We start from the raw sequence: 21,751 nt of genomic DNA, 5'->3' as shown, positions 1-21,751 counted from the left end.
TGCAGGTCAACGCGATCGCGCCGGGCTACATCACCACCAACAACACCGCCGCGCTCGTTGCCGACGAGACGCGCAACCGCCAGATCCTCGAGCGTATCCCGACCGGCCGCTGGGGCCGTCCCGAGGATATCGCGGGCGCCGCCGTGTTCCTCGCCTCGCAGGCGTCGGACTATGTGACCGGGCAGGTTCTGGCCGTCGACGGCGGCTGGCTGGCGCGCTGATGACCCATAGCGCTTCCGGCCATGTCGTCACATTCGGCGAAGTGCTGTTGCGCTTCGCCACGCCCGGCGCGCGGCTGACGGTGCAGTGCGATGCGCTGGACATGGTCGTCGGCGGGGCCGAGGCCAATGTCGCGGCGGGGCTCGCCTCGCTGGGCCATGACGTGAAGATGCTGACGCGCCTGCCGTCCAGCCCGCTGGGCGACAAGGCGCGCGCGGCCCTCAATGCCGCCGGGATCGATACCGCCCACGTGGCGCGCGATGCCGGTCGCATGGGCCTCTATTTCCTCGAAAGCGGAGCGGGCTTGAGGCCCTCGTCGATCACTTACGATCGGGCGGGCAGTGTGTTCGCGGCCTCCAGGGCGGACCAGTTCGACTTCGCCTCCGCGCTCGAGGGCGCCCGACTGCTCCACCTGTCGGGCATCACGCCGGCGCTCGGCCCCGGAGGCGTCGCGCTTGCGCAAGCCGCCGTCGCCGCGGCGACAAGCGCCGGCGTGCCCATCTGTTTCGACGGCAACTACCGCGCACTCCTGTGGGATGCGTGGGACAGTGACCCGCGCGCGATCCTGACCGACCTGATGCAGTCGGCGACGGTCATGATCGGCAACCACCGCGACATCTCGCTGCTGCTCGGCAAGGCGTTCTCCGGGGACGGCTCCGACCGGCGGCGCGAGGCCGCGCTGGCCGCCTTCGAGGCGTTTCCCAAGTTGCAGCTGATCGCCTCGACCGCGCGGCATGTGGTCAATTCCGGCCACCACCGCATCGCTGCGCGCCTCGATGCGCGGGACGCGGCGCACCAGACCAGCGAGGTCGACGTCACCGGTATCGTCGACCGCATCGGCACCGGCGACGCGCTCGCGGCGGGCGTGCTGCACAAGTGGCTGCAGGGCGCGGACCTCGTCGCCACCGCGCAGGCGGGGCTGGCCTACACCGTGCTCAAGCATACCGTGCCGGGTGACATGTGCCTTGTTGGACCGGACGAACTTGAGGCGTTCTCGGCCAGTGGCGGCGACGTGCGGCGCTAGGCCAGCGCGCAAGTCGTCCCACCTCGAAACATCGGAAAGACAAACCCATGGTATCGATATCCCCTTGCGCGCATCGAATGATATCGATATCAGCCTTGCAACAACCAGACGCCCTCGGGAGAGCGCTCATGAATCGCAACGCCTCGCTCCGCTGCCGCGGACGCGTATCCACGACCGCCAGACTGGCTTCACTGCTTCTGGCCTCATGCTCGGCATTTCCGGCTCTTGCCCAGGACGCCGCCCCTGCGCCCCCGGCTCCGCAGGATGCCTCCGCGAACGAGATCATCGTCACCGGCGTGCTCAACCGCACGGCCAAGCGCGACGCCGCTGTTGCAATCTCGACCATCGATTCCGACACAGTGCAACGCTCGGCCCCGGTCAGTGCGGCAGACCTTCTGAAGAACGTGCCAGGTGTCTATGTGAACTCATCGATCGGGGAGGCGCGCAACATTGTCTATGCGCGCGGCTTGTCGGTCGGAACGCAGTCGGCAACGTCGGGCTATTACTTCGTTGCATTGCTCGACGATGGACTGCCGGTGATCGGCATCCAGGGCAGCGGCTTCCAGCCTGACAGTTTCTATCGTCAGGACCTGACGCTGAAGCGCGTCGAGGCGCTGCGCGGAGGCAGCGCGACCGTCACGGGGCCGAACGCGCCCGGCGGCCTGTTCAACTACATCTCCAAGAACGCCCTCACCGATCACGATGGAGGCGTGGCTTCGGTTCGCCTCGGTCTCGAGGGCAAAAGCCAGCCCTATCAGCGTGCGGACGCCTACTACGGCACTGAATTCGGCGAAAGCGGCGTCTACGGGTCGATAGGCGGGTTCTATCGCCGTTCGTTCGGCGCACGGCCGACCGCCTATCCGTTCAACCGGGGTGGGCAGATCAAGGCATCGCTGGGCTGGAACTACGGCTCCGGCTCACTGGTCCTCTACGGCAAGTATCTCGACGATCACAACGGATCCTACGATTCCGAGCGGATCCCCTCGATCGGGTTCGACGATCCGCAGATCGCGTCCGGCATGTCGCGCTACGACAACTACACGCTGGGCCGCAAATCGGCCTTCACCATTCCCGGGTCGGGCGTCGTGGACAGCCAGCGCTTCGATCCGGACAATCTCGACCACACCGTCGCGCGGACCGTGGGCCTCAAGTGGGAGCACGATGTCGATGACACGCTCCAGATCAGCAACCATTTCCGGTTCAACGACAACCGCCTGAAGCTCAACCAGAACGGCGTCGGAACCTACGGCCTGGACAACCAGAACCTGTGGAACAACCTGGGCTTCAGCGCCGCGGGGCTCAGCCGCGTTCCGGGAACGATCACGGTGACCGGCAGCAACGGCCAGTTGCTCGCCCGCGTAGCCAGCGCCGCGAGCGGCTACACGGTGCTGACCAACAACCTGCCCAACCAGCAGGTTCTGGCCAACGGCGTCATTTCGGGGACCGGCACCTCGACCGATTTCGACGAGCAGTCGTTCATCGATCAGTTGACGATTTCCAAGCGGATCGGCCGTCTGACCGTGACCGCCGGTGGCTATCTCTCGCGTTCGAAGTTCGTGCGCGAACTGCTGCCGCCCGGCGGCTACATCGCCCCGATCGAGTCCGACATGGAGGCAACCCAAGTCACATTCACCGACGCCGCGACCGGCAATGCCTATCAGATGACCAATCCCGCCGGGTTCGGTTCCATCGGTACCGCGCCGGTACGCAACACCGTGAAGAACCGCTCGACCTCGCTGTTCGGCGGCCTCAACTGGAAGGCGACCGACCATCTCACCCTGGACGCCGGCATCCGCTACGAGCGCTTCGGCTACAAGGGCACGAACCTGCTTGCCTCGGCGAACCCGCAGGCGCGCGACCGCGCTTACGGCGGCGTCGATGGCGACCCGCTGACGATCTACGACAATCTCGTGGGCGTGCTGAACCGCGAAGTGCCCTTCGACAAGAAGTTGAGCTTCGTGAACTATACGGCGGCCGCCAACTACCGTTTCTCCGATCGCTTCTCGGCCTATGTCCGCTACGCCCGCGGCAAGAAGAACGGCGACGGACTTTGGGGCGGGTACGACACCGTGTTCAAGGCGCAGAACCAGCCGATCACGCCGCCGCTGATCACCCAGTACGAAGCGGGCTTCAGCTATGTGAGCCCTGCTGTTCGCTTGACGCTGACCCCGTTCCTCACCCTGCTCGACAAGGTGAACGTCGTCGGCCAGGGGACCGACCTTGACGGCACGACTTACGTAACCACGCCCGCCTTCAACAAGACAAGGGTCTACGGGGTCGAGATCGAGGGCGATGTCCGCGTGACGCGCCAGCTGCGGCTGACGGCGGCCGTGACGCTCCAGAAGGGCAAGGCGCTCGAATGGTACAACTGGAACATGGGGCAGACGGGCCGGGCAGACGATCAGCTGGAAGCCTATCCTGACAGCAAGCTTGAGAACCTTGCAAAGGTGCAGGGACGCATCGGCGTGGAATACGCGACGGGTCCGTTCACGGCTCTCGTCAACTTCACCTATCTGGGCTCCCGTCCGTCGAGCTTCACGGGGCTGACGACGTTCCCCACGCAGACTCAGACCGACCTGTCGCTATCCTACGAAGTGACGCCCGACTTCCGCCTCGGCTTCAACGTCAACAACGTGTTCAACGACATCGGCATCTTCTCCATCCAGAACCCTAACCTGCCAGTCTCGGGACTGTCGCAGGCCCAGATCATCAGCATGTACCCCAATGCGACCACTGGTATCCTTACCACCCAGCCGCGCTCGTTCTTCCTGACCGGGACAGCGAATTTCTGATGCGATCGCACAGCTCAGGAGCCACTTCGATGCGCAAACCCGCGATCCTGCGCCGGACCGGCATCGGCCTTGCCGCTATCGCATTGTCCTGCGCGGCGGCCCCTGCCGTTCTCGCGGCGGACGATGCTCTGCAGGTCTATCCCGTGCCGAAGGGACTGCTCTATGCCGCGCATAACGACGACTTCACCGTCCGCGTGCGCAAGCCGGGCGGAGCATGGCAGGATCTCTACGAGTACCGCGTACAGGTCGACACGGACACGAGGCAGAATGCCTCCATGGTGTATTTCGATTTTCAGGGCACCGTGGAAATCGAAGTCCTCAAGAATAACGGCCGCTTCGATAATATCACCGTTGCACCACTGTCGAGCGCAGTGAAGCCAGAACGCAACGGAAGTCTGGTGCGCATGACGCTGACCCGTCCGGAGAGCTTCTCGCTCCAGTTCGATGACGACCGGCTTCACAATCTGCACATCTTGGCCGGCGCCGTGCCCGCAGCCGCACCGAACGGTCCGAACGTGCGCGTTTTCGAACCCGGGCTCCATGTCCCGCCTGAGGGCAGCGACGTGTTCCCGGTCAAGTCGGGAGAGCGCATCTACCTTGCAGGCGGAGCCGTCCTGAAAGGCGCCTTCGCACTGGAAGGCGTGAAGGACGTCAAGATATCGGGGCGCGGGATGCTCTGGGATCCCGGACGGGGGATCGACCTCGAGAAAGCGCAGAACGTCGCGATCTCCGACCTCATCCTCGTCAACAGCGACCGCAAGGACGCCGCGCGGGTCATCAACATCCGCAACTCCAGCAATGTCTCAGTACGCGGCATAACCGGGTTCACCTCAGGCAAGTGGTCGGACGGGATCAACATCTCGACCTCGCAACATGTCTCGGTCGATGGCGGCTATCTGCGCGTATCCGACGACGCAGTAGTGGTCTATGCCGTCGCCGACTGTCCGCTGTGCCGCCAGCGGGCGGCGCAGACGGGCATTCCCGATATCAACCCGCCGGGGGACACGTTCGACATCTCGGTTCGCAACCTGCGCATCTGGAACGACGTGGCCCACGCGCTCTACATCGGGCATTTCGGCGACAATGCCGACCCGCGCACGATCCGCGACGTGACCTTCGACAACATCGACATCGCCAACCTGGACGAAGACGATCCCGACTGGGAGGGCGTCATCGCCGCCTACTCGGGCGACAGCACCCTCATCCGCAATATCACGTTCAGTAACATCCGCGTCGACCGGATCGAGGAGGGCAAGCTGATCAACATCGTCGCTGGCGACAACGCGCGCTACAACAAGGCGCCGGGACGCGGGATCGACGGAGTTACCATCCGCAACGTCACCTTCACTGGCGAAGGCATGCCGAGCCAGTCGATCATCTCGGGCCTTTCCGCGAAGACCGCGGTTCGCAACGTCACGATCGAGAACCTCAGCATAGCTGGCCAGGGCATCGACACCCCGCAGGCGGCGGATATGGTGGTGGGCAAGCATGTCGAGAGCTTGCGCATCCGCTGATGCGGTACGCCCACCGGGAGAGAGAATAAGCATGAAGACAAATCGCCGCACCATCCTGGCAAGCCTTGGCGCTGCCGCTACAGGGATAGCCGCGACCATCCCCGCGGCCCGCTCCGAGGTCGCGCCAGAGGGGCGGCGCCTGACCGTCTCATCGCCCGATGGACGCACCACGCTCGAACTGCTCGTTCCCGCATCGCGCCGCGAGCACCCGCGCTGGGCCGCCCGGCATGGCGATGCCGTCATGCTGGAACCATCGCGCTTGGCACTCGTGCTTGACGATGGCAAACGCCTCGGACCGGATGCGAAATTCCTTGGCTCGGAGATTACCGCCATCGATGGCACCTGGCAGCCGCCGTATGGGATCGCCGCGCGCTATGACGGCAGGGCTAGCCAGCTGGAAGCGCGCTTCGAGGACCGCCGGACGCGCATCCGCTTCGCAATCCGCCTGTTCGCGCACAACGACGGGATCGCCTGCCGCTTCGTCCTGATCTCCGCGCCAAAGAAATCCATAACGCTGGGCGGCGAGCAGATCGAATTCCGCATGCCAACCGGAACGCGTGTGTGGACCAGCCGCGACGAAGGCGAATACGCTGTGTCCTCGCCAGGCCGCATAGCGCCTGCGCCCCATCCCGAATTGACCGCCAGCACCGACAAGGGCGCGCTGGCCGACACGCCGGCGCTGGCCCAGACACGTGCGGGCCTTGCCATGCTGCTATGCGAATCCGACCGGCTGCACTACCCGCGCATGATGTTCGCTCCGGGTGAGGACGAGCAGACCATGGTCAGCCGCCTGATGCACTTCCCCGGCCGCGCCACCGGCTATTCGGGGCCCGGCGACACCCATGCCGCTCCCCTGTTCGCCGTCGAAGCACCTTTCACGACGCCCTGGCGCGTCATAATGGTCGGCGAACGTCCTGCCGCGCTGATCGACAAGGCCGGGCTCGTCCCCACGCTTGCCACGCCGGACAGGCTGGGCTCCGAAGACTGGATCCGCCCGGGCCGCGCCTTCCGGATCCGCAAGCCCTATTCGAACGCAGGCGCGATGGAAGGCATCGCCTTCGCCTACGAACGCAAGCTCGACTACATCGAGTTCGACGCGCACTGGTATGGCGACGGCACCGACCCCAGTGATGCGACCCGCCCCATCGACGGTTTCGACATCGAGGGCATCGTTGCCGCCGCGCGCGCGAAGGGGATTGGCACCATCGTCTACGTCGACCGCGTGCCCGCGATGCGTCAGCTCGATGCCATCGTCGCCACATACCGCAAGTGGGGCATCGCCGGGATCAAGTTCGGCTTCATCTGGGAAGGACGGCAGGAGGATGTGGACTGGATCTACAACCTCGTGAAGACCTGCGGCGACAACCGCCTCCTGGTTAACCTGCACGACAACCTTCGTCCCGCCGGGCTGGAGCGGACCTTGCCGAACTACGTCGCACTCGAAGGCGTGCGCGGCAACGAACAGTTCCCTACCGCAAGGCACAACGTCACCCTGCCCTTCACCCGCGCGCTTTCGGGTCCGATCGACTATACGATCTGCTACGACCACTACATGAACAAGACCACCAACGCGCACCAACTGGCGATGGCGGCCGTCTATTATAATCCGCTGACGTTCCTCTACTGGTACGACGCTCCGGCCAAGTACCGCGCCGGCAGCTGGCCCGCGCTGCAATGGTTCGACGAATGTCCCACGACCTGGGACGAAACCCGCGCGATTGGCGGCGAGCCCGGCGAATATGTGGCGGTCGCGCGGCGAAGCAGCAATCGTTGGTTCCTGGGCGCGATGACGAACGAGGAGGCCCGCACGATCCAGATCCCGCTCGCCTTCCTGGGCGAAGGCAAATGGCAGGCGATGGTCTTTGCGGACGGTTCCCGAGCGCCGGAGCCCCGACGGACCAAGGTGGACATCGCCCGGCGCGAGGTGGATGCCGCTGCCATTCTGACCGTCGCGATGCAGCCGAGCGGCGGCCAGGCGATCCTCTTCGAGCGCGTGAGGTGATCATGGGCCTGACAATGAACCTCAAAGCAAATTGTCCAGGCGCCACGGCCTGGACGGGGAATGGATGAGATGATGCGAAGCGCCCTGGCCGCCATGGCCGTGATACTGTCAGCCGCGCCCGCGATGGCACAGGGCCAGGCATACGAGCAGACCGGAGCATCGCCTGCCTCCCTGGCATTCAATCCCGCCAACATCGCGCGGGTGAAGCAACTCGTCGCCAGCGACCCCGAAGCACGCGCCCGCTGGAATGCCCTGCGCAAGACGGCGGACAAGGCGCTGACTTCGACCCCGCGCGGCGACCGCGAGATCGACAGTGCTCTGGAAGCGCTAGGGCTCGCATTCCGCGTCACGGGACAGGCGAAGTACGCGCAAGGAGCCAAGGCCCTCCTGCTGCAGCGCGCGGCCAGAAAAGACTGGCTGACCGACACCCCCCTCGCGCGCCGCGAACCGCCCTGGAGATCCGATCTCGGTATGGGTTATGCCGCCGCCAGCACCGGCATTGCTTATGACGCCGTGCGCGACACGCTGTCGCAGGCCGAGCGCCAGACCATCGTCCAGGGCCTCATCCGCGGCGCTATCCTCCCGATCATGGACGACTGGATCGATGGCGCAAGGCGCATCCATGCGCTCGACACGATGGGACATAACTGGTGGGCGCATATCGTCTTCGGCGCGGGCGTCGCCGCGCTGGCCGTGCGCGAGGATGATGCTCGTGGCCTCGAGTGGGCTCGCCGCATCGACGAAGCGAGCGTGGAATGGTTCGAGTTTCCGGGCACCCGCATGGGCAGCAAGCCACCCACCTTCGGCCGTGACGGCGCCTACTCGGAAACTGTCTCCTATGCCGAACTGGCATTGCACAGCCTCATGCTTTTTCGCCGCTCGTGGACCGAGGCGATGGGAACCGCGCCTTCCCCCATCAAGGGTCTCGACAAGATAGCAGGCTATTTTCTCGCCACCAGCTATCCCCGCAACGAGGGATGGGTGTCGCTCAATTTCGGTGACAGCCGCCCGCCAAGTTGCGGTTGCCACACCTTGGCCGACCTGTGGGCGCTCGGCGACCACAATCCCGAGTACCTGAAGTATATCGCTGGCTTCTCCGGCGTGCCCGCGAAGGATGCGTGGAAGGATGCCACCAACCTTCCCTATTTCCCTGACGCCTCGGCGCGCGCCTCAGCATCTTCGTCCACCACGACATCGCGCACGTACGTATCGCGCGAACAGGGCCTGCTGACCATGCGCAGCGACTGGTCCCCCGATGCGACGCTCCTCGGGGTCAAGTCCGGGTTCACCTGGAACCACAACCATGCCGACGCCGGCAGTTTCATCCTCTACCACAAGGGGCGCACGCTCATCGCGGATTCCGGCCATTCGGGCTACTCGACGCCGGAATACGATGGCTACTACCGGCAAAGCGAAGCCCACAACGTCGTCACCATCGATGGCCGGGCGGAGCCCGCCAGCGACCTGTACGACGGGTCGGCTTCGATGGGCACGATCGACCATGTGCTCGATACGCCCAACATTCGCTATGCCTGGGCGGATGCCACCGGTCCGACGAGCCGATATTTCCAGCGCAACTACCGCAATATCCTTTGGGTGGGAGACACGATCCTCCTCATCGACGACTTGCGCAGCCGCGATCCCGGACAGTTTGAGTGGCTGCTGCATCATAGCGGGACGGCGACGCGCAAAGGCAGGACAGTCGAAATTCGCGACGCGGACGCCGGCGTCGACGTCACGCCGCTGTTCCCGGCGGCTCTGCCGGACGGCGGCCTGCCGACCGACTATCCTTATGCACTGCGCCTCGTCGGCCATGAGGGCCTCGCCGACGAGGACCCGAAGATAAAGCAGGCCTACCTCGGCTTCCAGCCGGTCGGGAAAAGCGATCGCGAGAAGTTTCTGGTTGCCCTGCAGCCCCACAACGATGGCATGTCCCCGTCGCGGATCGAACGCCTCGAAGGCACGAACTGGATCGGCGTGCGCATCACCGGCGCCGATCGCATCACCGAGGTCTACTTCAACCTTCTGGCAGACGGACGACTTCGCCATCGCAATGCCAACGCCACGATCGCCGGGCTCGACACTGACGCCTACATCCTGGCTGTCAGCCGCCCCGTGCGCCGCGACGAAAACACGGCTCCGGACGAGATCACAGTCGTGGACGCAAGCTATGTCCGCCGCTCAGGCGCGGTCCTTGTCGACTCGCTGGCGAAGGTCACCGCCCATCTCGCGATGGGATCCAGCACCCAGGTTCAGTTCAGCGGCACCCACGGGACCGTGCGCATCGCCTGCTCGGCGCCCGTGCAAGTGGCAGGCATGGAGGGGACGGCCGCTTGCGCAAACGGCCAGGCCGTATTGCCCAGAACGAATTGACCACCTTACCCCCGCGACACTCACGGAGAGGAAAGTCAATGAGCAAGGCGTCGTCGAAAGGCCCTTCTCCGCGTTGAACAACTTAAGAAATCTTTTCTATCTCGGGACCGTGGCGGCGGGCGCTTAGCAATCCTTTCTGCGGCCGACGCTTAATGGACGCTCGAGCGCAAATTTTGCGTCCCCAGGTGCAGCCCGTCAGCTTTACCTTTCTGGATACCCAAGAGTGACCTATTCCGGAAAGGCGGCTTCGGGTCGCAGACTTGTTCACGTCCGCCATACTTCCCAAAATCAGACATCGGAAATAGCCGATCTTTTGTTGACCGGCTTGATTGCATCGGATAATTACGATGCATGGACACCAGCGATGCACTCTTGATTCTCTCTGCTCTCAGCCATCCGACGCGGCTCGAAGCGTTCCGCCTGCTGATCCGGCACGAGCCTGAAGGTCTGTCGACCGGCGAACTGGTTGAGGCATCGAGGCTGACCCAGAGCACGTTCTCGACGCATCTTGCCGTGATGGCGAAGGCCGGGCTGGTGCTGTCCGAGAAGCGCGGTCGCCAACAGATCCAGCGCGCCAACCTCGACGCGCTGCGCGGCCTCATGGTCTATCTGGCCAAGGATTGCTGCCAGGGGCGCGCTGAACTGTGCGAGCCGCTTATGGCCGAACTCACCTGCTGCTGAAGAGGCAACAATGACCGATATCGTGATCTACCATAACCCGCTTTGCGGGACATCTCGTAATGCCCTGGCCATGATCCGCAATGCGGGCATCGAGCCTCATGTCGTCGAGTATCTGAAGACGCCGCCAAATCGCGCGCTGCTGGTCGGGCTCATCGAGCGAGCCGGCATCACCCCGCGCGCTCTGCTGCGCGAGAAGGGTACGCCTTATGCCGAACTGGGCCTCGGCGACGAGACCTTGACGGACGAGGCCCTGATCGACGCGATGATGGAGCATCCCATCCTCATCAATCGGCCGCTGGTGGTGTCGCCGCTGGGCGTGAAGCTCTGCCGCCCCTCCGAAGAAGTGCTGGATCTTCTGCCAACCGAGCAGCGCAGCACCTTCGTCAAGGAAGACGGCGAAGTCGTGGAAGAGACCCGGCGATGACCCTTTCGGTTCGCAGCGCAACGGTCGGCGATGCGCGGGCCATTGCGGCCATCTACACCCATCATGTCTTGCATGGCACGGCGACCTACGAAGTCGTACCGCCGACCGAGGACGAGACCGTCGAGAAGATCTTGACGGTAACTGGCCGGAGTTGGCCGTTCCTCGTCGCCTGCGATGGCGATCAAGTGGTCGGCTATGCCTACGCCACGCAGTTCCGGGATCGCCCCGCCTACGCCTATGCCTGCGAGAACAGTATCTACGTGGCGCACGACCGGCGCGGTGGTGGCATCGGCAAATTGCTGCTCAAGACCCTGCTGGGAGCCGCCGAAGCTTATGGCTTCCGGCAGATAGTCGCCGTCATCGGCGGAGGTGAACCGGCCTCCGTCGGGCTGCACGGCTCCTGCGGCTTTGAGCACGCTGGACGCTTGACGGGCATGGGCTGGAAGGCCAGCCGCTGGCTCGACACGGTTTACATGCAGATCGCCTTGGGCTGCGGTATTTTGACCGCGCCTGTCTCTCCTGGGAAGGGCTGACGACCATGTCGCTATTCGAGCGCTATCTCTCGCTTTGGGTAGCCCTGTGCATCGTAGTGGGGATCGGTCTCGGCCACTTGCTGCCGGGCGCCTTCGAGGCGATCGCAGCGCTGGAGATCGCCAACGTCAACCTCGTGGTGGCGGGCCTGATCTGGCTGATGATCATCCCGATGCTGCTGCGGGTCGATTTCGGCGCGCTCTATAGCCTTCGGCAGCACTGGCGGGGCATCGGCGTCACCCTCGTAGTGAACTGGGCGATCAAGCCATTCTCGATGGCGCTGCTCGGCACTTTCTTTCTCGGCTATCTGTTCGCGCCGATGCTGCCTGAAGGCGCATCGTCGTCCTACATCGCCGGGCTGATCCTGCTGGCTGCAGCGCCTTGCACCGCGATGGTCTTCGTCTGGTCCAACCTCGTCGAGGGCGAGCCAAACTACACCTTGAGCCAGGTCGCGCTGAACGACCTGATCATGGTCTTTGCCTTCGCGCCGCTCGTGGGTCTGCTGCTGGGCGTCGCATCGATCACCGTGCCGTGGAGCACGCTGGCGCTGTCGGTGGGCCTCTACATCGTCGTCCCGGTGGTAATCTCGCAATTGCTCCGCCGCGCGCTCCTTCGCAGCGGTGATAAGCGGCTCCAGCAATTTCTGTCCGCCATTGGCCCGATCAGCCTTTCGAGCCTGCTCTTGACGCTGGTTCTATTGTTCGGCTTTCAGGGCGAGCAGATCATCCGACAGCCGCTGGTGATCGCGCTGATTGCCGTGCCAATCCTGTTTCAGGTCTATTTCAATGCCGGCATCGCCTATTGGCTCAGCCGCCGTTTCGGCGTGGCATGGTGCGTCGCTGGCCCTTCGGCGCTGATCGGCGCCTCCAACTTCTTCGAACTGGCTGTGGCCGCTGCCATCAGCATCTTTGGCCTCAGTTCCGGTGCCGCACTGGCAACGGTCGTGGGTGTGCTGGTCGAAGTGCCGGTGATGCTGTCGATCGTCGCCTTGGTGAAGCGGACCCGCCCCTGGTACGAGAAAGGTATTCCCACATGAGACTGCGCGAGCTTGCCGCCCCTGCTCATCTTCCTGCGCTGGAAAAGGCTTTCGCGCTGGCTCGTCCCGCCGCAGGCCTTGGCCCGGACCAACCGCCTCCGCGCATTCTCCTGCTCTACGGTTCGCTGCGGGAACGCTCTTTCTCGCGCCTCGCCGTGGAGGAGGCGGCGCGCCTGCTGCAATTCTTCGGCGCCGAGACGCGGATTTTCGATCCCAGCGATCTGCCATTGCCCGATCAGGTGGCGGGAGACGATCACCCGGCCGTGCATGAACTGCGCGAGCACGCGCTGTGGTCGGAAGGCATGGTCTGGTGCAGCCCGGAGCGGCACGGCCAGATCAGCGGCATCATAAAGACGCAGATTGATCATCTGCCGCTCCAGATGCGCGGAATGCGGCCAACGCAGGGGCGCACGCTTGCAGTCATGCAGGTATCCGGCGGCTCGCAATCGTTCAACGCCGTGAATTCACTGCGCCTGCTGGGCCGCTGGATGCGGATGTTCACGATCCCAAACCAGTCGTCGGTGGCGATGGCATACAAGGAGTTCGACGAGGACGGCCGGATGCGGGCATCGAGCTATTACGAGCGCATAGTCGATGTGATGGAGGAACTGGTGCGCTTCACCGTGCTGATGAGGCCGCACGCGGCGCAACTCGTCGACCGCTACTCCGAGCGCAAAGAGGCCGGCGTTCCGATCGATGCTACAACGGACCATTCCGCTATAGTGATCGCGGCCCAGTCTTGATTCCGCAGCCGACCCTTTTGCCGGACGTTCAGCGCCCAATTTTCGATCCCCAGCAGCAGACGTTCTGCTTTTCCGCCAGCGGTCGACCAGAGCCGACCGTTTCCATTGTCTGTGGTGAACATCCGACCTCTGCCGGAGCTGCCAATTGCCAGCTGCGTGCATGTGGCCTGATTGACAGGGGCAATCATCGTGCCGATTGTGGTCTGATCAAATTCTGCGTTGAAAAGGTTGCGCTGCTGTGTCGGTCGGGAAGAAAAGAGCGGACCAGCATCTGACCGATCAGGACGGGATCAGTCTCCTGCGCGCGAAGCTGCCGCGCCATTGGCTGCTTCGGGAATATCGGCCCGATTACGGGCTCGATTTCACGATCGAGACTTTCAAGGCGGCGAACGCTGGTGGCGCGGCAGTTAAGGGCGGTGCCACCTATGAAACGCTAGGCGAGCATGTGTTCGTCCAGCTGAAAAGTGCAGCGGAGCCCGACGTCCATTCACTTGACATCTACGGGCGCTCCAACGTCGAGAAAGGTCCCGAGCAGCTCAACCGGAAGGACAAGATCGGAACGATCGAGACTTACCGGATTCAGCTCGAGCTGAGCGAGCTGGTCACCGTCGAGCGCATGGGGATCGGCGTGCCGGTGCTATTGGTGGTCGCCGATCTCGCCCGGCAACGTTGTTCGTACGTCTGCCTCAACGACTATATTGACAAGGTCCTGATCCCCCGGCACGCCGACTATCGAACAGCGGGATCGCGTGTGATCCACGTCCCAGTCTGGACGGAGATTGGGTCCGAAGTCGGTCTGTCTGGCCTGCGCTGGTATGGGAAGCGCGCCAAGCTGCTCGCCGCGTTCCAGCGGTTCCGATACCAGTATTCCGAGCTTCAGTACCGCGACAATGGGGAGTGGCTACCGCTCGCCCGCTATTTTGCCGAGCGGATCGTCCGGTACGATTTCTGGGACGACACCGAGATGTGTAAGCCGATCGCATATTACGGCGAGCGGCTTCGGCAGTTTCTGGAGACCGAGCAACCGGGTTGCCTCACACTACGCGAGGACGCAGTACCGGATAGCTTCCGCAACGAAGAGTTCTTCGAGCAAATGAAGCAGGAGGACGTATTTGAACTCTGGCGATGCCTGGCGCATTTGCCAAATATCTACGAGGACGTGTGGCGCGAGTGGTTTTTGCCGACCGGACTCGGCCAAGCTGCGTCTGCACCCTAGCAAAGGACTTCGAGCGAACCATCAAATCAAGAACTGCGTTACTGAATGCCGCCGCTGTCATCGTTCTTATCCGCCGTGTCGCTCGTTACGCATGAGGTTCAAGACAGGCTCGAAGCTGACTGTCATCAAGGCGCCGCACAAATGTTCGTTCGGAGGGCGAGAGATCCCGCCTATGGCGGTTAGGAGATCAGCAGCTATTATGGAGCGGTCAAATCCAAGCTGTCCATAGGCTGTCGGGAGCGAATCGGGAGTGTCAACTGATAACAAGGTAGAGAAGGACTACTTTCTGAACACGAGAAACGCGGATTCGATTTCATCGCTGCCAAATAGGTCCCTGTCGAACGTCGTTTCGGAGCCTGAGGACTTTTTCTCGCGGTCTGGGTTGACCAGGCGGATATCCCAAAGCCGCGCCAAGCGTCCGGAACTCGCGGGCCTTGTGCTAAGAATATAATAACCGGTGTTGCAGCTGGCGATACAAGCGACGATTGGAAGCGATCGCGTCGCGCTCCACCACGTTGTGGACGTTACTCTGGCCGTCCTCTCAAAGTGTGGAGGGGGTCAGCACCCAAGTCAGTACGGCGGCGTTGAAACCAGATCGTGCTGAATGCGGTGCCGCAAACCGGCACTGAAGTGCCCCTACCCTTCCCCGTGTTTGTGCTTGGCGGTACTCTAGTATCTCCCGAACGAAGGACAGCTATGATGGAGCAACCTGCCTTTTTGCGAATAAAGGTCGTTCTTGCGAGAAGTGGGCTTTCGCGGACAACCTTGTATCGCAAGATATCCAGCGGAACCTTTCCTCGCCAGATACCACTTGGTCCCCGAGCTGTCGGTTGGCGAGCCGACGAATTCGAGCTCTGGTGCCGCGATCCTGCGGCCTACCATGCGAACCGGGAATAGCGTCCTTCGTGCATCTCCCGTCGGTCATGGTGTGAGTCGACCATTTCGCGCCCGGCCTTTGTAGAATGTCGATCATGAAGTGTTAGGGTCGAGCCTGACCTCTCCCATGTCAGTAGCGACTGAACGCCTCGTTGCCGACAATCCTGCGAACCTCGTCCTCCCATACCCGAAGGACCCTTCGCTTCTCCTTGACATATTGATGTTTGTTATAGGTATTCGACACCTTCCCACCTACCTTATGGGCCATGACTCGTTCGATGTGGTTCTCGTCGAGAACGGTGTCCTCCTCATCGTCGAGGATACCGTTCGCAAGGGTTGAAAACGTGCGGCGGAGATCGTGTGCGGTCCAGCGCTCATAGGTCAATCCTGCCGCCTTCGCCTTTCGCTCCATCGCCGCATTGAGAAAGTCCAGCGCATTTCCCAAGTCATAGATCGTATATGCCGCTTCGTCGACATATGCACGCAACGAAGGGAACACGTAACGATAGTTGTGGGCGGCGAGCCGACCGGCAATGAGGTCCCGGGCCTTGTCAGCAAAAGGCGTAATATGTGGATACCCCGACTTCATCCGTGCCTCGGAGAGGTCCATCCAAGGACGGCTCATATCCAATTCGCCGCGGACCAGTTCACGAACCTCATCGCGGCGCTGGCCGGTGAGGAGTAGAACAAGGAAATAGGCACGGGACGTAGCGTCAAGTTCGCCAACCATGTCCCACAGCCATCGGACCTCAACCTCGTTCAGATAACGATCACGCATGTTCTGCTTTTCTGTCTTGAGCCGTCGAGCCGGTGAGTCCGACAGCCCAGTCCGCGCTTCCGATTCTTCCGCCCACTTAAAGAATCTTTTCACATACCGGACTGCATTGTTGAAGGCCGCCCGCCTCCCCTTCGCCTTCAGCGGGTCCACAATGTCGGCTAGCTCAAGAAACGTCACATCCGTGAGAAGGCTTTCGCCGATGGTATGAGCAAAAAGGCGATCCCACGTCTGGCGCTTGTCGATCAGCGTCTTCTCCGCGTTGCCGCCAGCTTCACCAGACTCATGAAGATAGGCTGTCCACGCTTCCTGACAGGTCATGACCGGCCGCATCGGCTGTACGAGCACAATCCCATCGGTTGCGCCCTCGTCGTCCTCAAACGGGTTCTCGCCACGAGCCACCCGAGCATTGATGTCATTAGCCCATGCACGCGCTGCCGCCAAGGATACCCCGCGCCCGTCCTCGAACCGACCTCCCCCAACCTTCTTCGGCTTCTTGTTGATCTTGCCTTGCCACTGCCATGCGCCTCCCCTCGCGCCGACCACGAAGGTAAGACCCTTGGTCGTGTCTAGGAGCCTCGCAGGCTTTCGTGCGGACTCGGCCGCCTTCAACATGGCAACGGTCAATTGGGTCTTGGTAGCCATCTCGCCCCCGGGTATCCGAAAGATCGGTATCCAAATAGTATCCAAATAGCGTTTCGGACATAAATAAGGCGAAATTTGGATACCGGAAAGCCTTTCCGGATTGAGCTTGATCAGGTAGGTATACGTGATCAGTTCAGGGGCTTTTCCCCTCGTCGGAGCGAAGCGCGGCGATCAACTCGCGCATCGTTTCAGTATCGCGAAGGTTGAGATCGCGCTGAGGGAAAGGCACCTTGATGCCGTTCTCGCGCATAAGCCTCCAGAGCCCTTTGAGGACATCAGAACGCACGTTTCCAGTGCCTTCTTCGGGGTCAGTGATCCAAACATGGATCACAAACGCGACTCCATTCTCCGCAAAGCTGTCGAGCCAGACGGTTGGCGGCGGGGCCTTGAGGACACGTTTCACGGCACCCGCTGCCTCCAGCATCAGCTTCTCGGCAAGCTCGATATCGGCGGCATAGGGGACCACGACCGGGACTTGGATACGCACGTTCTTCGACGAATATGACCAGTTCTCGACCTGATTGATCATCAGGTTCTCGTTCGGGATCAGATATTCCTTCTGGTCGCGCGTGGTGAGCGAGACGGCGCGGATGCCGATGCGGCGGATCTGGCCGAACGTGTACTGCCCGCTCTGGTCGGCGATCGCGATGACGTCACCGGGCTTGATCGACTTGTCCATCAGCAGGATGATCCCGGCGATCAGGTTGCCGAAAGTCTTCTGCAGGCCGAAACCGATGGCAAGGCCGAAAGCGCCCGAGAACACGGTCAACGCCGTCAGGTCGATGCCCAGCACGTCGATGCCGACGAGGATCGCCACGGTCCAGATGAACAGGCTGACCATCTTCTCGGTCAGCAGGCGCTGCGTCATGTCGAGGCGCGTTGCACGCGAGAGCAGGCGGCTCGACAGGCGACTAGTTGCCCAGGCGACGGAAATCACCAGTGCAAGAACCGCGACGATCACGGTCAGATCCCACAACGAAATGCGGCTGGAGCCGACCTGCACCGCCAGCTTGTCGAGCGTGTCGACGATGTTGCCGATGGTGTCGCTGCGCGCCGAGACGACGTTCTTGATGCCCTCTGCGCCCGCGACGGGCTCGGCATGCTCGATCACGACGGCGGTTGCTGTCGCGGTCGGTGCCGGACTCGCCGTAGCGGCCGCGACCACGGACGCGGTCACGGCTGCCGCCACGCGCCCAGCGCCTGCTCGATGTCGGCGATGAGGTCTTCCGGTGCTTCGAGCCCGATGGCAAGGCGCACACCGTATCGGTCGTCTGTCCCGGCAGGAGCAGGCGGCCAGGCCATGCGGCTGCGGTAGGCAGAAGGCTCGATGGGGATCGCCAGGCTCTCGAACCCGCCCCAGGAATAGCCGATGCCGAACAGCGTCAGTGCATCGATGAAACGGTTGCGGGCGGCGGCGTCACCGCCCCTGAAGGTAAAGCTGAACAAGCCGCAGCCGCCAGTGAAGTCACGCTTCCACAAGTCATGCCCGGGCGCGCCGGGGAGCATAGGACAGAGCACTTGCGCCACTTCCGGCCGGCCCGCAAGCCACCGCGCGATCGCCAACGCGCTTTGCGTCTCGTGAGCGAGGCGCAAGTGCAGGCTGCGCAGACCGCGCAGGGCAAGCGCCGCATCGTCCGGCGAGACCACGGTGCCGAGTTGCTGCGCACGCGCCCGCAGTTTCGCGTAGAGGTCCGGGCCAGCGCTGGCGCTGCCCATCATCAGGTCCGAATGGCCGCCGACATGCTTGGTCAAGGCCATCAGGACCACGTCGATCCCGTGGCTCAGCCCCGCGAACCCGAGCGGGCTGGCCCAGGTATTGTCGAGCACCGAGACCGCGCCCTTCGCCCGCGCGACACGGGCCAGCGCGGGCAGGTCACACATCTCCATCGAAAGGCTTCCGGGCGCTTCAAGCAGGACCGCGCGGGTGCGATCGCAGAAGGCGGCCTCATAGGCGTCGAGGTCCAGCGGGTCGAAGAAGCGCGTCTCGATCCCCAGGTCGGTGAGCAGTCCCTTGCCCATCGAGCGAGTCGGGTCATAGGCATTGTCGGTGATCAGCACGACGTCGCCGGGGCGCAGCAGCGTCAGCATGACGCCGGCGATGGCGGCAACGCCCGAAGGATAGAGCACCGTCCCCGCCGCGCCGGGCTCCAGCGCGGTCAGCGCGTCGGCCAGCGCCCACTGGGTAGGGGCGCCGCGACGCCCATAGAAGAAGCGCCCGTCCTCGTTCGTGCGCGGCCCCTGCGCCAGGGAGGCGGTGTTCTCGTAGAGGTGCGTGCTGGCGCGCCAGACCGGCGGGTTTACGACCGGTCCGGTCCATTCGCTGCGCCGCCCCGCACCGACGATGACGGTGGCGTTAGAGAGAGTTCGGGGGGCATTCGTGCTGCTCAATGTCGTCTCCGCATGTGGGGAGCGCCGACAGTAGGCGAAACCGGAGCGAGAAGGAAACCCGCCTCACCCCGCAGCGCGGCGCTGGCCATCGGGCAGAACCGGATAGGCCCTTGCCTCGGCCACCTCGCGCGCGCCGAGTTCGCGGTGTTCCATCGGTCCGGTGTCGAGTCGCAGCGGGGCCAGCGCCCTGCCATCCGAGATTCCGCCCGAAATCCCGAGCGTGAAGACCCGCCGGACGGCTGCTGCATTCTCCGCGAAGACGACACAAAGGCGCAGCAACGGCACGAAGAAGGACGCATTCGCGCGCTGAAGGGGCCGGATCGCGCTCAGTGGCAACTGCACTTCGCCGGTCAGGGTTATGCTTTCTCCGGCAGTCAATGCAGGCACCGGCTTCAGCCGCGTCAGCGTTTCGGGCGATGGCGCGAGTTGCTGCTCGGAGGTCAGCGAGCCATGCGCACCGATCATGTCGCCGATCAGATGACCTGCCGGAAGGTCGTGAGCCGCTGTCAGCGTCACGCGATACTGCAGCGTCGCGAAGACCAGCGAGAGGCGCAGGCCCACCGGTTCGACGGCGATCTCAAGGCCGTCCGGTGTCGGCCCGTCTGGTGCCGGACTATCTGGCGCGGGACTGGCCGAAGGTTGCGATACATCGGCGCGGGCAGCAGGCGCAGGCGGCGGCGCGAAGTCAGGTGACGGTACGGCGGCCGCCGCCTTCGGGGCGGGAGGCGCGACCGGTTCCGCAGCGACGGCCGGCGCTTCGGACCAATCCTCGACCTCTTCGGCCGGGCGCTTGCGGCGCAGCACGAAGGCCAGCACGCCAAGAACGGCCAGCACCGCCGGGATCGCCCATACCCATGCGGGCCAGCCCGCCTTCGTTGCCGGGCCGAGGGGCTGCGCTGCGGCGGTCGGCCCGGCGGAAGGAGCTTGCTGCGGGGATGGCGCAGGGTTCGGGTCCTGAGCGACCGGTACGGACGGGGTGTTCTGCGGCACCGGCGTTGCGGATGCGCGCGGTTCCGGCGCGACGGCGCCGGGCGCCGCTGCCGCCGACGGCCGGACCCGCGGCGTCGTGGACGGCTCAACGCGCGGGGACTGAGTGCGCTCGGACTGAACGCGCGCGGGCTGGCTGGCTGGCGACCGAACCTGCGGCGCGGGGATGTTGATGGTCGGCGGCGGTGTCTGGATCGGGGCGGAAGGAGGGTTCTGGGCATGCTCGGACGCCGAATTGCGCGGCCGCACGACCGGGTTCTGCGGATCCACAGGGCCTTGGGCACGAGTGCTCGGGGTCGCGGTCGGTTCGGGAAGACTCCAAGTACTTCCGGAATTGGCCGCCTGGGCATGGACGGCAGGGGCGCAGAGCGATCCCGCCAGGATTACGGCCAGCGCGGTCGAGATCGCCGCGCGCGCTATGATCGAATTCTTGCCCCTCATGGTATCTTCGGTCTTCGCCAAACTTCGTGTGAACCCTCAGTTAATGCCTCCCGGCCGCACGACAAGGTGTGGCCTGCCATCGTCCACCGACGGTGTGACATATGGGCCACCGGTGACATACTTGCGTTCGCGCGCCCTTGGCGGCATTGCCGGATCATGACTGACACCTCTCTCCCCCTCCACCTCGGCCAGCAGAGCGGGCTTCCCGCTTCGCCTGAGGAGGCCCGGCTCGATTACGTCCCGAACCCGCGCGTCGGCAGCCTCTATCTCGTCCGTTTTGCCGCGCCTGAATTCACCTCGCTCTGCCCGGTGACCGGACAACCCGACTTCGCGCACCTGGTCATCGACTATGCTCCCGGCGAAACCATCGTCGAATCGAAGAGCCTCAAGCTGTTCCTCGGCTCGTTCCGCAACCATGGCGCCTTCCACGAGGACGTCACCGTCGGCATCGGCCAGCGCCTGTTCGACGAGATGAAGCCGCTGTGGCTGCGCATCGGCGGCTACTGGTATCCGCGCGGCGGCATCCCGATCGACGTGTTCTGGCAGTCCGACGCGCCGCCCGCCGGGCTCTGGGTGCCTGACCAGGGCGTGCCGGGCTATCGCGGCCGGGGGTGATCGGCCCACCGGCCTCCCCCTTCACCGCTCATGCTGAGCTTGTCGAAGCATCCGGCATGGCGCCTAGCCTCGGGGCCTTCGACAGGCTCAGGCTGAGCGGGGTTGGCAGGTCACAGTCTGTTGGATTTGCACAGATTCAGAACCCTGCGCTGGCAAATCGCGCGCCATTGACCCGCGTAAGGTCGATGGTGCCCTTGCCGATCGAGGCCATCTGCCGATTTGTCAGGCACTGAGCGTAGACGGCGGGCGCCTCGGCCTTGCGGGCAGCCTCAGTATCAAGCGCATTGTCGATACCGGCATCGCAGGAACCGCGCGTCTCGTAAGTCTGCACCGGCGTCTCCAGACGCTGACAGGCCGTGCCGTCGTCCGAACAGGCGAACAGCGCGAGAGCGTAAAGGGTTGCACTCATGGGGGCAGTCTCCTTTCACCCTAGACAACGACCCCGCCGCCCCATGTATCCCGGGCGACC

The 21,751-nt window shown here is 63.7% G+C and carries 19 protein-coding genes and 1 pseudogene; 15 read left to right on the top strand and 5 right to left on the bottom strand.

Going from position 1 to position 21,751, the window contains the following annotated elements; genetic code table 11:
- The 14 genes and pseudogenes from ACODRZ_RS14830 to ACODRZ_RS14765 form a co-directional block, all read left to right on the top strand.
- A partial coding sequence (locus ACODRZ_RS14830) for an SDR family oxidoreductase (RefSeq protein ID WP_488971611.1) occupies positions 1–221 on the top strand: 221 nt, incomplete at its 5' end.
- Positions 221–1,243 (top strand): sugar kinase, encoded by a 1,023-nt coding sequence (locus ACODRZ_RS14825; RefSeq protein WP_488971610.1) that lies wholly within the window; start codon positions 221–223, stop codon positions 1,241–1,243. The genes ACODRZ_RS14830 and ACODRZ_RS14825, both read left to right, overlap by 1 nt.
- A 128-nt stretch (positions 1,244–1,371) precedes the next feature.
- Complete coding sequence (locus ACODRZ_RS14820; RefSeq protein ID WP_488971609.1) at positions 1,372–4,035, top strand: TonB-dependent receptor; 2,664 nt, start codon at positions 1,372–1,374, stop codon at positions 4,033–4,035.
- 29 nt (positions 4,036–4,064) lie between these two features.
- A complete protein-coding gene (locus ACODRZ_RS14815; protein WP_488971608.1) occupies positions 4,065–5,549 on the top strand; it encodes a glycosyl hydrolase family 28 protein in 1,485 nt (494 codons plus the stop codon).
- 31 nt (positions 5,550–5,580) lie between these two features.
- Positions 5,581–7,551: a glycoside hydrolase family 97 protein gene (locus ACODRZ_RS14810; protein WP_488971607.1), complete on the top strand. Its 1,971-nt coding sequence runs from the start codon at positions 5,581–5,583 to the stop codon at positions 7,549–7,551.
- A gap of 69 nt (positions 7,552–7,620) precedes the next feature.
- The gene (locus ACODRZ_RS14805; protein ID WP_488971606.1) at positions 7,621–9,924 is read left to right on the top strand and encodes a heparinase II/III domain-containing protein; all 2,304 of its coding nucleotides are present in this window, start codon (positions 7,621–7,623) and stop codon (positions 9,922–9,924) included.
- A gap of 351 nt (positions 9,925–10,275) precedes the next feature.
- Complete coding sequence (locus ACODRZ_RS14800; protein WP_488971605.1) at positions 10,276–10,605, top strand: ArsR/SmtB family transcription factor; 330 nt, start codon at positions 10,276–10,278, stop codon at positions 10,603–10,605.
- A 10-nt stretch (positions 10,606–10,615) separates the two neighbouring features.
- The gene (gene arsC, locus ACODRZ_RS14795) at positions 10,616–11,029 is read left to right on the top strand and encodes an arsenate reductase (glutaredoxin) (protein WP_488971604.1); all 414 of its coding nucleotides are present in this window, start codon (positions 10,616–10,618) and stop codon (positions 11,027–11,029) included.
- Positions 11,026–11,562, top strand: coding sequence for a GNAT family N-acetyltransferase (locus tag ACODRZ_RS14790; RefSeq protein ID WP_488971603.1), 537 nt, complete (start codon positions 11,026–11,028; stop codon positions 11,560–11,562). Before arsC ends, ACODRZ_RS14790 begins: the two co-directional genes overlap by 4 nt.
- A 5-nt stretch (positions 11,563–11,567) precedes the next feature.
- On the top strand, positions 11,568–12,596 hold the full coding sequence (gene arsB, locus ACODRZ_RS14785; RefSeq protein ID WP_488971602.1) for an ACR3 family arsenite efflux transporter: 1,029 nt from the start codon (positions 11,568–11,570) through the stop codon (positions 12,594–12,596).
- A complete protein-coding gene (gene arsH / locus ACODRZ_RS14780; RefSeq protein WP_488971601.1) occupies positions 12,593–13,339 on the top strand; it encodes an arsenical resistance protein ArsH in 747 nt (248 codons plus the stop codon). The genes arsB and arsH overlap by 4 nt, the downstream gene beginning before the upstream one ends.
- 238 nt (positions 13,340–13,577) lie before the next feature.
- On the top strand, positions 13,578–14,555 hold the full coding sequence (locus ACODRZ_RS14775) for a DUF4365 domain-containing protein (RefSeq protein WP_488971600.1): 978 nt from the start codon (positions 13,578–13,580) through the stop codon (positions 14,553–14,555).
- Positions 14,552–14,650: pseudogene (locus ACODRZ_RS14770) on the top strand (IS5/IS1182 family transposase); the annotation flags it as partial. The gene ACODRZ_RS14775 and the pseudogene ACODRZ_RS14770, both read left to right, overlap by 4 nt.
- A gap of 601 nt (positions 14,651–15,251) precedes the next feature.
- Positions 15,252–15,452: a helix-turn-helix transcriptional regulator gene (locus tag ACODRZ_RS14765; RefSeq protein WP_488971599.1), complete on the top strand. Its 201-nt coding sequence runs from the start codon at positions 15,252–15,254 to the stop codon at positions 15,450–15,452.
- 109 nt (positions 15,453–15,561) lie between these two features.
- On the opposite strand, the gene ACODRZ_RS14760 is transcribed toward ACODRZ_RS14765, so the two are convergent.
- The 4 genes from ACODRZ_RS14760 to ACODRZ_RS14745 form a co-directional block, all read right to left on the bottom strand.
- The gene (locus ACODRZ_RS14760) at positions 15,562–16,851 is read right to left on the bottom strand and encodes a tyrosine-type recombinase/integrase (RefSeq protein WP_488971598.1); all 1,290 of its coding nucleotides are present in this window, start codon (positions 16,849–16,851) and stop codon (positions 15,562–15,564) included.
- Positions 16,852–16,984: 133 nt separating this feature from the next.
- Positions 16,985–18,040, bottom strand: a complete 1,056-nt coding sequence (locus tag ACODRZ_RS14755) for a mechanosensitive ion channel family protein (RefSeq protein ID WP_488971597.1) — start codon at positions 18,038–18,040, stop codon at positions 16,985–16,987.
- Complete coding sequence (metC, locus tag ACODRZ_RS14750; protein WP_488971596.1) at positions 18,025–19,239, bottom strand: cystathionine beta-lyase; 1,215 nt, start codon at positions 19,237–19,239, stop codon at positions 18,025–18,027. Before metC ends, ACODRZ_RS14755 begins: the two co-directional genes overlap by 16 nt.
- Positions 19,240–19,302: 63 nt before the next feature.
- Positions 19,303–20,667 carry a hypothetical protein gene (locus ACODRZ_RS14745; RefSeq protein WP_488971595.1) on the bottom strand — a complete coding sequence of 455 codons (1,365 nt, stop codon included), beginning with the start codon at positions 20,665–20,667 and terminating at the stop codon, positions 19,303–19,305.
- 156 nt (positions 20,668–20,823) lie between these two features.
- Here ACODRZ_RS14745 and queF point away from each other — a divergent pair, with 156 nt between their 5' ends.
- Entirely contained in the window at positions 20,824–21,282 is a 459-nt protein-coding gene (gene queF / locus ACODRZ_RS14740; RefSeq protein ID WP_488971594.1) for a preQ(1) synthase, read from the top strand.
- Positions 21,283–21,418: 136 nt separating this feature from the next.
- On the opposite strand, the gene ACODRZ_RS14735 is transcribed toward queF, so the two are convergent.
- A complete protein-coding gene (locus tag ACODRZ_RS14735) occupies positions 21,419–21,691 on the bottom strand; it encodes a hypothetical protein (RefSeq protein ID WP_488971593.1) in 273 nt (90 codons plus the stop codon).
- Between the last annotated feature and the right edge of the window lie 60 nt (positions 21,692–21,751).

This window comes from Novosphingobium sp. FG90 (genome assembly GCF_057808725.1).
Note: the sequence above shows the minus strand (reverse complement) of the source record. Positions and strands in the feature narration are given on the sequence as shown.

Bases quoted from the DNA above. Each gene is read 5' to 3' on its own strand.
- arsH (WP_488971601.1), top strand. From the start codon at position 12,593: ATGAGACTGCGCGAGCTTGCCGCCCCTGCTCATCTTCCTGCGCTGGAA.
- ACODRZ_RS14825 (WP_488971610.1), top strand. From the start codon at position 221: ATGACCCATAGCGCTTCCGGCCATGTCGTCACATTCGGCGAAGTGCTG.
- ACODRZ_RS14760 (WP_488971598.1), bottom strand. From the start codon at position 16,851: ATGGCTACCAAGACCCAATTGACCGTTGCCATGTTGAAGGCGGCCGAG.
- ACODRZ_RS14820 (WP_488971609.1), top strand. From the start codon at position 1,372: ATGAATCGCAACGCCTCGCTCCGCTGCCGCGGACGCGTATCCACGACC.
- arsC (WP_488971604.1), top strand. From the start codon at position 10,616: ATGACCGATATCGTGATCTACCATAACCCGCTTTGCGGGACATCTCGT.
- ACODRZ_RS14800 (WP_488971605.1), top strand. From the start codon at position 10,276: ATGGACACCAGCGATGCACTCTTGATTCTCTCTGCTCTCAGCCATCCG.
- arsB (WP_488971602.1), top strand. From the start codon at position 11,568: ATGTCGCTATTCGAGCGCTATCTCTCGCTTTGGGTAGCCCTGTGCATC.
- ACODRZ_RS14735 (WP_488971593.1), bottom strand. From the start codon at position 21,691: ATGAGTGCAACCCTTTACGCTCTCGCGCTGTTCGCCTGTTCGGACGAC.
- ACODRZ_RS14810 (WP_488971607.1), top strand. From the start codon at position 5,581: ATGAAGACAAATCGCCGCACCATCCTGGCAAGCCTTGGCGCTGCCGCT.
- ACODRZ_RS14745 (WP_488971595.1), bottom strand. From the start codon at position 20,667: ATGAGGGGCAAGAATTCGATCATAGCGCGCGCGGCGATCTCGACCGCG.
- ACODRZ_RS14805 (WP_488971606.1), top strand. From the start codon at position 7,621: ATGATGCGAAGCGCCCTGGCCGCCATGGCCGTGATACTGTCAGCCGCG.
- ACODRZ_RS14815 (WP_488971608.1), top strand. From the start codon at position 4,065: ATGCGCAAACCCGCGATCCTGCGCCGGACCGGCATCGGCCTTGCCGCT.
- ACODRZ_RS14790 (WP_488971603.1), top strand. From the start codon at position 11,026: ATGACCCTTTCGGTTCGCAGCGCAACGGTCGGCGATGCGCGGGCCATT.
- ACODRZ_RS14765 (WP_488971599.1), top strand. From the start codon at position 15,252: ATGATGGAGCAACCTGCCTTTTTGCGAATAAAGGTCGTTCTTGCGAGA.
- queF (WP_488971594.1), top strand. From the start codon at position 20,824: ATGACTGACACCTCTCTCCCCCTCCACCTCGGCCAGCAGAGCGGGCTT.